Source organism: Sphingomonas bisphenolicum (assembly GCF_024349785.1).
GTDB lineage: Bacteria > Pseudomonadota > Alphaproteobacteria > Sphingomonadales > Sphingomonadaceae > Sphingobium > Sphingobium bisphenolicum.
Window position 1 is genome coordinate 82,266 of the sequence record NZ_AP018818.1, and the last position, 13,963, is coordinate 96,228.

Consider the following 13,963-nt stretch of genomic DNA (forward strand, 5'->3'; position numbering starts at 1 on the left):
CTGTCGATCATGCTGCCTTGATGGGGTTCACCAACAGGCCGATTTTTTCGATTTCCACTTCGCACACATCGCCATCCTTCATGAACAGCGGTGGCTTGCGGGCAAGGCCGATGCCCGACGGGGTGCCCATAACCAGAACGTCGCCCGCTTCCAACGTGAAGCAGGTGGAGAGGAGGGCGACCGTATCGGCAACGTCGAACACCATGTCGGAGGTGTTCGCGCTCTGCACCACTTGGCCGTTGAGACGAGTTTCGATCTTGAGGCCGGCGCCGCCCGCAGGCAGTTCGTCGGCCGTCACCAGCCAAGGGCCAAAGGCGCCGGTGTCGTCGAAATTCTTGCCGACCGTCCACTGCGGCGTCTTGAGCTGATAGTCGCGGATCGAACCGTCGTTGAACACCGAATAGGCGACGATATGCGACAGCGCGTCGTCCTTGCTGATATCCTTGCCACCCTTGCCGACAACCGCGACCATTTCCGCCTCATAATCGAGTTGATCGGAACAGTTCGGCTTGATGATCGGCGCACCATGGCCGATGAGGCTCGAATTGAAACGGCCGAATACCGTCGGGAATTCGGGTACGGTAAATCCGCCCTCAGCCGCGTGATCCTTATAGTTGAGACCCAGGCACAGTATCTTGGGCGCCTTGACGAGGGGCGGGAGGAAAGTGAGGTCTTCAATCTGCACGTCCTCGCCCTCTGCGCTGACTTTCGCGCCGGCGTCCGTCAGGGCGCTGCCGCCGCTGGCGATCAGTACATCCAGATCATAGAGGGCAGCGTCACCGAACAGCGCCTTGACGCCCGCGCCCGTGTCCACTGCCACACCGACCGCGCCATTCTTCGTTACCTTGGCCAACCGCATATGCAAACCTCCTGAGAATCTGTCCCACCGACTGAGCCTACGGCATGGGAGTGAATGAAATATATTTCAAGTTACAAAATACATCTTGCCGAATTGCCACGCGTGGCGAAGCTGATATAGTTGCTTTGATGATCAAGAAGCTGAGCCTGACCGAACGCGCCTACCGGCAATTGCGCGACGATCTTCTGACCTGTCGGCTGGTGCCGGGCGCGAAAATCAACATCAAGGATATCACGGAAACGCAGGGCTTCAGTCTCGGGGCGGTGCGCGAAGCCCTGTCGCGGCTCACGTCCGAGGGTTTTGTGACGCAGGACGATGCGCGGGGTTTTCGGGTGACGCCGATATCGATCGGGGACTTGACCGATCTGGTCAGGGTCCGCGGCGAGATTGAAGGGCAATGTCTCCGGCGCGCCATCGAGAAGGGCGGCCTGGACTGGGAAGCCTCGATCGTCAGCGCGGCCCACAGGTTGAGCAAGACCCCGACCCGCGATCCGCGGGAGGCGGCCCGTCTGAACGAGGATTATGCCGCCGCCCACGCGGCCTTCCACCACGCGCTGGTCGTGGCGTGCGACAGTCCATGGCTGCTCAAGATGCGCGACTGGCTCTATGCCCAGTCGGAGCGCTACCGTTATCTCACCGTACCCTTGGCTCGTGGCGACCGGGACTTGGTTCACGAACATGCGCAGATCGTCGATGCGGCGCTTGCGCGGGACGCCGACCGCGCCGTGACGCTGCTGACGGACCATTTGATGGCCACAGCGCAGCTGTTGATCGACCCGCAAAATGCGCGGGGCGGGACCGATGCCGAATGGACGGCTGGCGTGGATCGGGCCCCGTGATGCCATATCAGCTCTGCCGGTTCTGACCGGTGCCACCGCCGCTGGCGGGCATCAGCATGTTGCTCATGCCGCCATCGACCAGCAGGTCGACGCCGCTGATATGGCCGGCATGGGGACCGATCAGAAACAGGATCGCCTGCGCGACATCCTCGGCCACGCCCAGCTTGCGCAGGGGAATATTGGCTTCCCGCTGATCCCGCCGCGACTGGTCCTTATATCCTGCAGCCGTCATCGGCGTGTAGGTGGGGCCGGGCGACGCCGTATTGCATCGGATACCGTCCGGACCCCATTCGATACTGAGCTGGCGTATCATCATCAGCAAAGCGGCCTTGCTGGATGAATAGAAGCCAAGCCCGGGCGTAGGCTGGGTGGCCGACATGGACGCGGTCGCGACGAAAGCACCCTTGCTCTTCCTGAGGTGAGGATGCGCCGCCTTGCCCAGCAGCCAGGAAGAGCGCGTGTTGATGGCGAAGATGCGATCGAAATCGCCAATCGGCAGTTCGACCAGCGCGCCGCCCATGATGATGCCGGCATTGCTGATGACGGCGTCGATGCCGTCCATATGCGCGAGCGCCGCAGCCACGATCCGGTCGCCACAATCCGGTTCGGCCAGATCGACCACGCAGGTCGCCGCGGCGGGGCCGACGGCATCGGCCACCACCTGAAGATTGACCGCGTCGCGATCCGCGAGCAGCAACCGGTGTTCGCCCGGAATCACGGACCCGGCCGCCAGCAGCTCGGCGCAGGCCCTGCCGATGCCGCTTGCAGCACCCGTGATGATCACCCGCATATTACTCTCCCTACACTTCCATGGCGTCGACGCGCCATGCTTCACTCTTTCAGGCCCAGTTCGTCCATCAACGCGCCGCGCAGCTTGAACTTCTGGATCTTCGATGCCGACATCGGCCATTCGTCGATGAAACGGATATGCCGCGGAACCTTGAAGGAAGCGAGGCGCTGGCGGGTGAAGGCGATAAGTTCCTCCGCTTCGACCTCGACCTCGCCTTCGCGTTCGACATAGGCGGCTGGAATTTCCGCCAGCCGCTCGTCCGGCAGCCCGACGACCTGCGCCAGGCGAACTGCCGGATGGGTGGCCAGCACTGCCTCGACCTCGGCGGCGGCGACGTTTTCCCCGCCCACTTTCAGCATATCCTTGAACCGGCCATGGAACATGACATGGCCGTGTTCGTCGATCGAGCCGATATCGGCGCTATGATACCAGCCTTCGGCGTCCAGCGCCTCCGCCGTCTTTTCCGGATCCTTGTAATAACCGTCGAACAGATTGTAGCCACGAATGAGAATTTCGCCGCGTTCGTTCACGCCCTTTTCCGCGCCGGTTTCGGGATCGACGATCTTCATCTCTATGCCGGCCAGGGGAAAGCCCAGCTTCTTGAAGCCCATTTCCGGGTCCATCGCATAGCCGCCGGTGGTGACGATGCCGGTCGCCTCGGTCATGCCCATGGTGCCCACCTGCAGCATGTTCGGGGCCTTTTCCCGATAGGCCTCGCCCACGCGATCCGGCATGAAGGCGAAGCAGCTATTTTGCAGGCGCACCGACGACATGTCGGTCTTGGTCCAGTCGGGATGGGTGATCATGGCCTGATGGAATGTGACGAAGGGCAGGAACATCATCGTCACCCCTTCATCCTCGATCTGCCGCAGACTCTCCCCGGCATCGAAATGCGGCTGGCCGATGAAGGTGCCGCCCACGTCCATCGCGCCCAGCATGCAGAGCATGGCGGCGATATGGAACAGCGGCAGCGGCGACCAGGCGCGCTCGTCGGGCTGGAAAGACCAGCGATAGCGGGCGAGATTCGATGCCTCCCGGGTGACGGCCTCATGGCTGAGCAGGCACCCCTTGGGATTGGCCGACGTCCCCGACGTATAGAGGATCATCGCGGTGTCGCGGACCCTGACGGTCAGGCGGGACGCGTGAATTTCCGCTTCCTCCACCTGCTGCACTGCCGCGTCGAAGGTCGCCTGATCGACGAAACCGGGGATAGAACGGCCGCCCAGCATGATGATCCGCTTGAGCATGGGCGCGTCGGCAAGCGTAAGGGCAGAGGAATCGGCGGCTTTGGGCAGGTCGGGAAAAGCCTCCACCAGCCGGCGACCGAAATCGATATGCTCGCTAACCATGTCATTGGTGATGATCGCCGCCAGATCGGCATTTTGCGCGACATAGGCCATTTCCGGCGCCTTGTATCGCGCGTTCATCAGCACCGAGACGGCGCCGCACATCGCATTGGCGAACAGGGTTTCGACAAATTCGATGCTGGACGGCAACAGGATGCCGACATGGTCGCCGCGCCGGATGCCCAGCGCCTTCAGGCCGCGCGCGCGTTTCAGGACGCTTTGTACGACATCGTCATATGTCTTGCGTTCTCCCGGAAATACCAATGCTTCCTTGTCGGATGCCTTGTCCCACCCCTTTAGAAGCAGATCGCCCAGGGTGGTTGCAGAAATACGGAATGGGGCGCAATCTTCGCCTTGTGTGACCACGGATGTCCGCTCCTAAAAATGCCGGTCAGCTCTTGATGGCGATCAGATTGCAGCCATCGCCTCTGTCTGCGCCTTTCGTTGGATAGGTGCAGCTTTGCCTTCCGGCTCCAAGAGCAAGGACAGAGATTTTGTATCACTGGTCGGGAATTCACGATGGAAGCCTATGTCTACGATCATGTCCGGACGCCGCGCGGCAAGGGCCGCCCCGATGGCGCGCTGCACGAGATCACCTCTGTCGAAATGGCGACGCAACTGCTGAAGGCGCTGCAGAGCCGGAACGATCTCGACACCGGGTTGCTCGACGACGTGATCATCGGCATGGCCCAGCCGGTCGGTGAACAGGGCGGCGTGCTGGCGCGCGCAGCAGTGTTGCAGGCGGGCTATGCGCAGACGGTCGCGGGCCAGCAGATTCATCGTTTCTGTGCCACCGGTCTTGACGCGGTCAGCCTGATCGCGGCGCAGGTCCATTCCGGCATGATCCAGGCTGGCATCGGCGGCGGCGTCGAGTCGATGAGCCGCACGGTCATGGGTTATGATTCGGGCGCCTGGACGTCCGATCCGTCGGTTGCCTTCAGCAATTATTACGCGCCGCAGGGCATCGGCGCCGACCTGATCGCGACGCTGGACGGCTACACGCGCGAGGATGTCGACAATTTCGCCGTCGAAAGCCAGCGCAAGGCCGCCCATGCCTGGGAACAGGGCTATTTCAAAAATGCGATCGTGCCGGTCAAGGATGTGCTGGGCGACGTGGTGCTCGACCATGACGAGCATATGCGCCCCGGCACCACGGTGGAGAGCCTGGCCAAGCTCAAGCCCGCTTTCGAAGGGTTTGGCAAGGCCGGGTTCGAAGCGGTGGCGAAGGCCAAATATCCCGAAATCGAAGAGCTGAACTATGTCCACCATGGCGGCAACAGCTCGGGCATCGTCGACGGCGCGGGGCTGGTTCTGGTCGGATCGAAGGAATTTGGGGAAAAGGCCGGGCTCAAGCCGCGCGGCCGCATCCGGTCCTACGCCAATATCGGGTCGGAACCCACGATCATGCTGACGGCTCCGGCGGCGGTGTCGCGCAAGGCGCTCAAGGCAGCCGGCATGACCGAGAAGGACATTGATCTCTGGGAACTGAACGAAGCCTTCGCCAGCGTGGTGATGCGCTTCCAGCGGGAACTGAACGTCCCCGACGACAAGATCAACGTCAATGGCGGCGCGATCGCGATGGGCCATCCGTTGGGCGCGACCGGAGCCATGATCCTGGGCACCGTGCTGGACGAATTGGAGCGGCGGGACGCGGAAACCGGCCTCATCACCCTGTGCGCGGCCAACGGCCTGGGCACGGCTGCCATCATCGAGCGCGTCTGAGCGCGCAGACCGAACTATAGAGCGGGACATCCCATGAAGACTATGCGACTGGAAAAGGCCGAAGACGGCTTTGCTATCCTGACCCTCGACGCCGAAGGCTCGATGAACGTCGTCAACGATGCTTTCATCGCCGATATGGAAGCGGCGACGAAGCAGATCATCGAGGACGACGGCATCAAGGGCGTCATCCTGACGTCCGGCAAGAAGACCTTCATGGCCGGCGCGGATCTCAAGCAACTGGTGAACGGGTTCGGCACGCTGACGCCGCAGGAGGCCTATGCATTTGCGAAGCGCGCGACCGACATGCATCGTGCCATCGAGCGATCGGGCAAGCCCTGGGTGGCGGCGATCAACGGCCTGGCGCTGGGCGGCGGTTTCGAACTGGCGCTGGCCTGCCACCGCCGCATCCTGGTGGACGATGCCAAGGCGCAGGTCGGCCTGCCCGAAGTCAATGTCGGCCTGCTGCCCGGATCGGGCGGCACGGTGCGGCTGGGCATCATCGCAGGCATGAAGACTGCGCTCGACCTGCTGCTGTCGGGCCGGTCGGTCGGACCGCAGGAAGCACTCAAGCTCAAGATCGTGGACGAGGCTGTCCCGGCGGACAAGCTGATCGACGCGGCGAGGGCGTGGCTTGCCACCGGCCCGGACCCGGTCAAGCCCTGGGACGTGAAGGGGTGGACGCCGCCGCAGAAGAAGGGCCTGACCGTGCCCGAAGATTCCGGCGCCTATATGATGTATACCGGCGGCCTCGCCAAGGTCGGCTACAACCAGCCCGCACCCGCCGCGATCCTGAATTCGGTGTTTCACGGCATGCAGTTGCCTTTCGACAAGGCGCTAGCGGTCGAGGGCAAATATTTCGCCAGGCTGCTGACCGATCCGGTCGCGCGCAACATCATCCGCACCACCTTCATTTCGAAACAGGCGGCCGAAAAGGGGGCGCGTCGCCCCGAAGGCTTCCCCAAGTTCGAAGCCAGGAAGGTCGGGGTGCTGGGCGCCGGCATGATGGGCGCGGGTATCGCTTTCGTCTCGGCCAATGCGGGCATCGACGTCGTGCTGATCGACCGCGACGTCCCGACGGCGCAGAAGGGCAAGGACTATTCGGCCAAGGTGCTGGGCAAGCTGGTCGAGAAGGGCAAGCTGACGCAGGACAAGGCGGACGCCGTCCTCGCCCGCATCACCCCGACCGACGACTTCGGGCTGCTCGATGGCTGCGACATGGTGGTCGAAGCTGTGTTCGAGGATACGGCGATCAAGGCGCAAACCACGAAGAAGGCTGAAGCGGTGCTGCCGACGCAGGCCATTTTCGCCTCGAATACTTCGACCCTGCCGATCTCGCAGCTCGCCCAGGCGTCGCGGAGCCCGGACCAGTTCATCGGTCTGCACTTCTTTTCGCCGGTCGACCGCATGGGTCTGGTCGAGGTCATCATGGGCCAGCAGACCAGCAAGGAAACGCTGGCCAAGGGGCTCGACTTCATCGCCCAGTTGCGCAAGACGCCGATCGTCGTCAATGACAGCCGTGGCTTCTACACGAGCCGCGTGTTCCAGATGCTGATCCACGAAGGCGCTGCCATGCTGGCGGAGGGCGTGCCCCCCGCGGTGATCGAAAACGCCGCCAAGGCGGTGGGGATGCCGGTCGGGCCGCTCGCGCTGCTGGACGAACTGACCCTCGACTTGCCGCTCAAGATCGTCGACCAGGCGATCGCCGAGGAAGGCGACAAATATACGCCGCCGGCCGGCACTGCCGTGATGCGCCGCATGAAGGACGAGATTGGTCGGTCCAGCCGGAAGGCGGGCGGCGCCTTCTACGACTATCCCGAAGGCGGCAAGAAGCATTTGTGGAAGGGGCTGGCCGATCATTTCCCGGTCAAGCAGGACTGGGATGTCGAAGAGCTGAAGAAGCGCTATCTCTATGCGCAGGCGATGGAAACCGCCCGTTGCCTGGAGGAAAATGTGCTTGAAACACCGCAGGATGCCGATCTGGGCGCAATCTATGGTTGGGGCTTCCCGGCATGGACCGGCGGGACGATCAGCTACATCGACACGATCGGCCTCAAGACGTTCGTCGAGGAATCCGACCGGCTCGCGCAACTTTATGGCCCGCGCTTCCTGCCATCGGCATGGTTGCGCGACAAGGCCGCCAAGGGCGAGGATTTCTATGCGCCTGCGAGCGAAAGCACGGTCAAGGAGCCGATGCCGGCATGAAGCGCCTGATCTTCGAGCCGGAACATGAGCAGTTCCGCGACTCTGTCGTCAAGTTCATGACGGCGGAGGTGGGTGCCCATGCCGAGCGCTTTCGCGAACAGGGCATGGTCGATCGGGAGCTGTTCCTGAAAGCCGGTGAGCAGGGCCTGCTCTGCACCTGGGCGGACGAGAAATATGGCGGAGCGGGGATCGACGATTTCCGCTTCGAACAGATCATCATCGAGGAGAATATGCGCCACGGCGACATAGGCTTCTACATCAACCTGCATAATGATCTGGTCGCGCCCTACATCGCCAAGCTGGGAAGTGACGATCAGAAGGACCGCTGGATGCCCGGCATCGTCAGCGGTGAGAAGATCCTGGCCGTCGCGATGACCGAACCGTCGACGGGCAGCGATCTTGCTGGCATGCGCACCAGCGCGGTCGACAAGGGCGACCATTGGCTGCTGAACGGGGCCAAGACCTATATTTCCAATGGTATCCTGGGCGACCTGGTTGTGGTTGCCGCGCGGACCGATCCCAATAGCCGCCATGGTCTCGGCCTCATGGTCGTCGAACGCGGGATGGAAGGCTTCGAGCGCGGGCGCAAGCTGGCGAAGATGGGGCTGAAGGCGCAGGATACCGCTGAACTCTTCTTCAACGACGTGAAGGTGCCAAAGGAGAATGTGCTGGGCGATCCGACCCAGGGCTTCAAATATCTGGCGCGCTTCCTGGCGCAGGAGCGGCTGGTCGCGGCCATCGGCTTCATGGCGACGGCGCAGACCGCGTTCGACATCACGCTCGATTATGTGAAGGAACGCCGGGCGTTCGGAAAGCCGATCGGCGCGTTCCAGAACACCCGCTTCAAGATGGCGTCGATGCGGGCCGAACTGGATGCGCTCCAGACCTATGTTGACCAGTGCGTGATGCTGCTCAATGCAGGCGAACTGACCCCCGAAGATGCGTCCGCCGCCAAACTGCTGACCAGCGAGTTGGAAGGCCGGGTGATGGACGAATGCGTCCAACTCCATGGTGGTGCCGGCTATATGGAAGAATATCGCATCAGCCGCATGTATACCGACGCGCGCATCAGCCGCATTTTCGCCGGAACGTCGGAAATCATGCGCGAAATCATCGGTCGCGGACTGGGCCTGGACGAGCGCAAGCTGTCCTGACCGCCAACCGGGGATGAGTCGAATGCTTGACGTCGAACGATTGCGCGGCTTCCGGGTGCCGGAGGCACAGGATGTCTGCGATCCGCGCGGGGCGATCCTCTATGCGCTGGGTGTTGGCGCTGGTTTGGGCGCCATAGATGAGCAGAATTTGATTTTCGAACGCGATCAGGTCGTGTTGCCGACCATGGCGCTGGTTTTGGGGACACCCGGCTTCTGGCCCATGGCGCCGGAACTGGGCTGGGACTGGCCGCGCATTCTGCATGGCGAACAGACGCTGAAACTGTTCCGGCCGCTAGAACTGGGCCAGTTGGTCAACGGCCGGATCGAGATTGTCGGTCTCGCGGACAAGGGGGCAGGCAAGCCTGCGCTCGTGCGGGCAAAACGCGTGATTACTACGCCGACGGACCGGCCGATCGCCGAGATGGAGGAAGTGTGGGTCTTGCGCGGCGCGGGCGGTTTTGGCGGGCCGCGTGATCTTGACGGACCAGCGCCGGTCGTCATGCCGGATGTGCAGGCGGACGCATGTCTCGACCTGCCGACGGCCTCCAACCAGGCGATGCTCTATCGTCTGACCGGCGACCGCAACCCCCTGCATATCGACCGGGGCACGGCGCAGGCGGCGGGTTTCGACCGCCCGATATTGCATGGGCTCGCCACCATGGGGCTGGCGGCGCGCGCGCTGATCCATCTGTGCTGTGACGGCGATCCGGGTTTGTTGACGGACATGCGGGTGCGTTTTACCGCGCCGGTCTGGCCGGGCGAAACGGTTCGGACGGAAATCTGGCGCAGGGGTGACACCATATCGTTTCGGGCGAGCGTGCCTGACAGGAACAGCATCGTCATCGATGGCGGGGAGGCCCGCATCGGTGGTTTCAAGGAAGAACGGGACGCATTGACGTGAAGATATTGGATGGCAAGGTCGCACTGGTGTCCGGTTCCGGGCGAGGCATCGGGAAGGCTATCGCGCTGAAACTGGCTAGTGCCGGCGCCCATGTCGTGGTGAACGACCTGGACGAGGATGTGGCAAAGGCGACGGCGAGCGAAATCGAAAGTCTGGGCGTCCGCGCCGTGGTGTGTGTGGGCGACGTGACGGAGGCCGATTTCGGCGACAAGTTCGTGGGAGCGGCGGTCGCCAATTTCGGCACGATCGACATCATCGTCAATAATGCGGGCTATGCTTGGGATTCGGTGCTTCAGAAGACCAGCGACGAACAGTGGATGGCCATGCTCGACGTGCATCTCAATGCCCCATTCCGCATTTTGCGCGCCGCGCAGCCGGTGATCGCTGCCGCGGCGAAGAAGGAGGCCGCAGAACATGGTCGGGCTACACGCCGGACGGTCATCAATATATCGTCCGTGGCGGGTCTTGGCGGCAATGCCGGTCAGGCGGGCTATGCGGCGGGCAAGGCAGGGATCGTCGGTCTCACCAAGACGGTGATGAAGGAATGGGGGCGCTATAATGTCACCGTCAACGCCGTGGCTTTCGGCGCGATCATGACCCGCATGACCGCAGGCGAGGCGGGCAGTTCGACCATCAGCGTCAAGGGTCGGGACATCAAGGCCGGCGTCAGCGACGAAATATTGGAAGCCATGGAAAAGGGCATTCCGCTGGGCCGCGCCGGCACGCCGGAGGAAGCGGCGGGCGCCGTCTATCTGCTGTGCCTGCCCGAAGCCGATTATATCACCGGCGAGGTGATCGTCGCGGGCGGGGGCTGGAAACTCTGACGACAGGATGGGCGGGCCCTGGTGCCCGCCCTCGGTCAGGCGGGCCAGCCAGGCGTGCGGCCCTGCATGGCCTGAAAGATGGGACGCATGGGATCGGGCACGGATCCGGCGCCGATGCCGGTGCCGAAATTGATCCCCCGCCGCTCATATATCCGCCATCCCTCGGCCGTGCGCCGCAGCCTGTCCTCATAGCCGCCCACGGCCAGAAGGTCGGTCGGGCGCAGCGGGTCGGCATCGGGGATATCGAACCACTGCCAGGCCATGACGCGGCTGGCTGCGCGCGCTTTGTCGCCGTTCACCTCTATCACCAAGTTAGTGATGTTGTGCGAACAGCCCATCAAAGCGCCCTGATAACCCATGCACTGGGCATGGATGGCCTCGCGCCCCACGGAACGCGCGCTGCCAAAGTCGATCGATCCGTCGTCCGTGAACACTTCCTCCGCGATGCGATGAAACTGCATCGAATCGACCAGATGGGCATAGCGATAGAGGCATTCCTCGATCGCGATACGATCCGATAGCATGGCGAGGTCGATCGTCATGGCAGATACACGCCTTTGCTGCTCGCAAGAGCAGTCGTGATGTCCCACAATTGTTCCGCCTCCTGCGTGGGGAGGTCGAAGGGGGCCGGTGTGAAACTCTTGGGATTTTTGAAGATGGCCGCTTGCATGGCCGGGGGTGCTTCGTCGAGCAGCAGTCGGGTGGCGTTGACGGCTGATTTCTCGGCCGTGGTGCCAAACCGGCCCATGATCCGCATGATGAGGGGCATTGCGGGGTCAAGCATGGCTTTCGTCCGGGTGGATCCCACGCCGGTCGCATAAAGTCCGATCTGTCGGTCCGCCCAGCGTCGCGATGCCTCGTCAAGGAATAGGAATCCCTGAACATGGGTTGTCAGGATCGCTTTGAAGAAGCTCCATTTACGCCGCTCGAACTGCAGGTCGTCGAGATCGGGCGCCGCCATCCGATATGGAACGGCGCCAGCCAGATGAATGATGCGCCCGTCACCCGATGCGGCCAGCGCATCGGCGCACAAGCGATTGACGATAGCGCGTGCGAGATATTGGAGAGCGAATGCAAACTCCAACCCGTCGGTCGTCACGGTCTTGCTCGAAAATGCGCTCATCGCGCTATGCATCAGGCCGTGAATGGCGGGACGCCAGAGTTTGATGCCTTGCGCCGCGGCTGCGGCGCCCGCGATCGTCGAGAGATCAGCCTTCAGAAAGGCCGCGTCCCGCGCGCCTGCGTCCAGCATCGCATCGACCGCGGCCGCGCCGCGGTCCTCGTTTCGTGCGACGAGGAGGATCGACGAACCGTGCCGCGCTACGTTCAGCGCCGCGGCGCGACCTATGCCGTCCGTGCCGCCGACGAAAACGAAATTGCCGCTTCTCGCCATTACTGAACTTTTCCCCTCAGCCGCAACCGACTACCCCGCCGTCAACCGGGATTTCCGCGCCGGTGACATAGGCGCCCGCGCGCGAACACAGGAATATGACGATGCCGGCGATATCGTCCGGCGACCCCAGCCGTTTGAGCGGAATATGCGCCAGCAGGCCGGGATCGACCTGATCCTCGTCCCTCATATGCGCCGTCATCTTCGTCGGGAAGAAGCCGGGAATGACCGCGTTGACGGTGATGTTGCGTTCGGCGAGATCGCCGGCCAGATCGCGCGTCATCATATGGACCGCAGCCTTGCTCGCGGCATAACTGTATGCGCTGAGCCGCGCCGTCTTCATCCCCGCGACCGAACCGATGTTGATGACCCGGGACGGATCGCCGGGCGTTCCGGCCGCGCCGAGTTCGGGCAGAAGTTCCCGGACCATGGTGAAAGGCGTCTGGACATTCACGGCCATCACGCCGGGCCAGGCCTTGTCGGGGAAACTGTCGATCAGCCCGCCCCAGGTCTTGCCCGCATTGTTGATCAATATATGGCATTCGCCAACGGCATCGCGATAACGCGCGACGAGGTCGACCGCCGCCTCGGGCGTCGCCAGGTCGGCGGGGAGGGGGATGCACGATCCCAGCGTGGCCATCTCCCGGGCGGCCTCTTCGCAGATGTCGGCCTTGCGCGATGTGATGGCTACCGTCGCCCCGGCCCGCAGCAGACCTTCGGCAATCATGCGGCCCAGACCTTGCGCGCCGCCGGTGACCAGCGCCTTCTTGCCGGCCAGGCTGAACAGATCGCTCACATCGTCACCACGACTTTGCCGAACTTATGCTGGTCGCGCAGATGCAGAAGGGCCTCTTTCGCCTGGGCAAGCGGATAGGTCGCCTCGATCACCGGCTTGATGGCATGTTGCTCGGCAAAGGCGAGCATTTCCTTGAAGTCCTGCGGATCGCCGACCTGGCTGCCGACGATGCTGGCACTCTTGAGGAAGATGTCGGTGGCGTTGAACTTGATCTCGTTGCCGGCGGTAGACCCGTAGATGACGATCCGCGCGCCCGGATTGATGGCGCGCACATAATTGGCGAAGCTGGGCGAGGGCGCCCCGTCCAGCACCACGTCGATGCCGCCGGTGAGCTTGCCGACCTGCTTGCGCCAGTCGGGATCGGTGTAGAGCAGGCCGCCCTTGGCCCCCATCGCCACGGCGCGATCGATAACGTCCTGATTTTCGCCGGTGACATAGACATTGGCGCCCTTGGCTACCGCGAAAGCCAAGCCGAAGGTTGCGACGCCGCCGCCCACGCCACTGATCAGCAGCGTCTCTCCTGCTTCCAGCCGCCCCTTGAACATCAGCGCGCGCCAGGATGTCAGTGCCGTCAGCGGCATGGCGCCGGCTTCCTCGAAGCTCATGAAGGCCGGCTTGGGCGCCAGATTGTCGACCGGCACGCAAATATATTCGGCGATCGTGCCGGCGAAGGGCATGCCCAGCAGGCCGAAATCGGCGGCCGGCGCGTGGCGGTTCGGCCCCCAGTTGCGCGCGGGATACAGCACGACCTCATCGCCCTCGCTGACCCCGGTCACGCCATCGCCGATCATGTCGACGACACCCGCACCGTCGCAGCCAAGCGTGGTCGGCACGGTCATGCCGGGATATTGCCCATGGGTGATGAACAGTTCGCGATGGTTGATCGATGCCGCCCGCAGCGCAACGCGTACCTCTCCAGGACCGGGCACCGGCGTGTCGACGTCCGCCACCACGACGGATTCGGGGCCGTCGGTCCGTTCGAGATAAAGGGCCTTCATGGTCAACCTTTCCTAATATCCTGCTCGGTGCCGCAGTCTGTATGGCAACGCTGGTTGCATAGCGACCTTGGCTTGTTCGGTGCGAAGCTGGACATTTTTCTACCTCACTGGGAACCTATCTGCCGATAGGAAAAAGGGATTG

13 protein-coding genes are annotated in these 13,963 nt (G+C 63.0%); 6 read left to right on the plus strand and 7 right to left on the minus strand.

Features of this window, described 5'->3' with window-relative positions; translation table 11 throughout:
* Positions 1-7: 7 nt before the first annotated feature.
* Positions 8-859 carry a fumarylacetoacetate hydrolase family protein gene (locus SBA_RS18895; protein WP_261937196.1) on the minus strand — a complete coding sequence of 284 codons (852 nt, stop codon included), beginning with the start codon at positions 857-859 and terminating at the stop codon, positions 8-10.
* Positions 860-987: 128 nt separating this feature from the next.
* Between SBA_RS18895 and SBA_RS18900 the strand changes: the two genes are divergently transcribed.
* Positions 988-1,698 carry a GntR family transcriptional regulator gene (locus SBA_RS18900; protein ID WP_261937197.1) on the plus strand — a complete coding sequence of 237 codons (711 nt, stop codon included), beginning with the start codon at positions 988-990 and terminating at the stop codon, positions 1,696-1,698.
* A 7-nt stretch (positions 1,699-1,705) separates the two neighbouring features.
* On the opposite strand, the gene SBA_RS18905 is transcribed toward SBA_RS18900, so the two are convergent.
* Both SBA_RS18905 and SBA_RS18910 read right to left on the minus strand, forming a co-directional pair.
* On the minus strand, positions 1,706-2,488 hold the full coding sequence (locus SBA_RS18905) for an SDR family NAD(P)-dependent oxidoreductase (RefSeq protein WP_261937198.1): 783 nt from the start codon (positions 2,486-2,488) through the stop codon (positions 1,706-1,708).
* A 41-nt stretch (positions 2,489-2,529) separates the two neighbouring features.
* The gene (locus SBA_RS18910) at positions 2,530-4,200 is read right to left on the minus strand and encodes a class I adenylate-forming enzyme family protein (protein WP_261937199.1); all 1,671 of its coding nucleotides are present in this window, start codon (positions 4,198-4,200) and stop codon (positions 2,530-2,532) included.
* 153 nt (positions 4,201-4,353) lie between these two features.
* Here SBA_RS18910 and SBA_RS18915 point away from each other — a divergent pair, with 153 nt between their 5' ends.
* From SBA_RS18915 to SBA_RS18935, 5 genes are read left to right on the plus strand one after another with little or no spacing between them, the layout of a single operon-like run.
* The gene (locus SBA_RS18915) at positions 4,354-5,556 is read left to right on the plus strand and encodes an acetyl-CoA C-acetyltransferase (protein ID WP_261937200.1); all 1,203 of its coding nucleotides are present in this window, start codon (positions 4,354-4,356) and stop codon (positions 5,554-5,556) included.
* Between the two features lie 33 nt (positions 5,557-5,589).
* Positions 5,590-7,758 carry a 3-hydroxyacyl-CoA dehydrogenase NAD-binding domain-containing protein gene (locus SBA_RS18920; RefSeq protein ID WP_261937201.1) on the plus strand — a complete coding sequence of 723 codons (2,169 nt, stop codon included), beginning with the start codon at positions 5,590-5,592 and terminating at the stop codon, positions 7,756-7,758.
* Entirely contained in the window at positions 7,755-8,912 is a 1,158-nt protein-coding gene (locus SBA_RS18925) for an acyl-CoA dehydrogenase family protein (protein WP_261937202.1), read from the plus strand. Before SBA_RS18920 ends, SBA_RS18925 begins: the two co-directional genes overlap by 4 nt.
* A 22-nt stretch (positions 8,913-8,934) precedes the next feature.
* Positions 8,935-9,813 (plus strand): MaoC/PaaZ C-terminal domain-containing protein, encoded by an 879-nt coding sequence (locus SBA_RS18930; RefSeq protein ID WP_261937203.1) that lies wholly within the window; start codon positions 8,935-8,937, stop codon positions 9,811-9,813.
* Positions 9,810-10,637 carry an SDR family NAD(P)-dependent oxidoreductase gene (locus tag SBA_RS18935; protein ID WP_261937204.1) on the plus strand — a complete coding sequence of 276 codons (828 nt, stop codon included), beginning with the start codon at positions 9,810-9,812 and terminating at the stop codon, positions 10,635-10,637. Before SBA_RS18930 ends, SBA_RS18935 begins: the two co-directional genes overlap by 4 nt.
* A gap of 35 nt (positions 10,638-10,672) precedes the next feature.
* On the opposite strand, the gene SBA_RS18940 is transcribed toward SBA_RS18935, so the two are convergent.
* Genes SBA_RS18940 through SBA_RS18955 form a run of 4 tightly spaced genes read right to left on the minus strand, consistent with a single transcriptional unit; the run spans position 10,673 to position 13,821 of the window.
* Positions 10,673-11,179 (minus strand): nuclear transport factor 2 family protein, encoded by a 507-nt coding sequence (locus SBA_RS18940; protein WP_261937205.1) that lies wholly within the window; start codon positions 11,177-11,179, stop codon positions 10,673-10,675.
* Positions 11,176-12,030, minus strand: coding sequence for an SDR family NAD(P)-dependent oxidoreductase (locus tag SBA_RS18945; protein WP_261937206.1), 855 nt, complete (start codon positions 12,028-12,030; stop codon positions 11,176-11,178). The genes SBA_RS18940 and SBA_RS18945 overlap by 4 nt, the downstream gene beginning before the upstream one ends.
* Positions 12,031-12,046: 16 nt before the next feature.
* Positions 12,047-12,823: an SDR family oxidoreductase gene (locus tag SBA_RS18950; RefSeq protein WP_261937207.1), complete on the minus strand. Its 777-nt coding sequence runs from the start codon at positions 12,821-12,823 to the stop codon at positions 12,047-12,049.
* Entirely contained in the window at positions 12,820-13,821 is a 1,002-nt protein-coding gene (locus SBA_RS18955; protein ID WP_261937208.1) for a quinone oxidoreductase family protein, read from the minus strand. Before SBA_RS18955 ends, SBA_RS18950 begins: the two co-directional genes overlap by 4 nt.
* Between the last annotated feature and the right edge of the window lie 142 nt (positions 13,822-13,963).

What these genes read in the sequence shown, in the direction of transcription:
- SBA_RS18955 (WP_261937208.1), bottom strand. Translation starts at nt 13,821, where the DNA reads ATGAAGGCCCTTTATCTCGAACGGACCGACGGCCCCGAATCCGTCGTG.
- SBA_RS18930 (WP_261937203.1), top strand. Translation starts at nt 8,935, where the DNA reads ATGCTTGACGTCGAACGATTGCGCGGCTTCCGGGTGCCGGAGGCACAG.
- SBA_RS18900 (WP_261937197.1), top strand. Translation starts at nt 988, where the DNA reads ATGATCAAGAAGCTGAGCCTGACCGAACGCGCCTACCGGCAATTGCGC.
- SBA_RS18940 (WP_261937205.1), bottom strand. Translation starts at nt 11,179, where the DNA reads ATGACGATCGACCTCGCCATGCTATCGGATCGTATCGCGATCGAGGAA.
- SBA_RS18945 (WP_261937206.1), bottom strand. Translation starts at nt 12,030, where the DNA reads ATGGCGAGAAGCGGCAATTTCGTTTTCGTCGGCGGCACGGACGGCATA.
- SBA_RS18925 (WP_261937202.1), top strand. Translation starts at nt 7,755, where the DNA reads ATGAAGCGCCTGATCTTCGAGCCGGAACATGAGCAGTTCCGCGACTCT.
- SBA_RS18915 (WP_261937200.1), top strand. Translation starts at nt 4,354, where the DNA reads ATGGAAGCCTATGTCTACGATCATGTCCGGACGCCGCGCGGCAAGGGC.
- SBA_RS18905 (WP_261937198.1), bottom strand. Translation starts at nt 2,488, where the DNA reads ATGCGGGTGATCATCACGGGTGCTGCAAGCGGCATCGGCAGGGCCTGC.
- SBA_RS18895 (WP_261937196.1), bottom strand. Translation starts at nt 859, where the DNA reads ATGCGGTTGGCCAAGGTAACGAAGAATGGCGCGGTCGGTGTGGCAGTG.
- SBA_RS18920 (WP_261937201.1), top strand. Translation starts at nt 5,590, where the DNA reads ATGAAGACTATGCGACTGGAAAAGGCCGAAGACGGCTTTGCTATCCTG.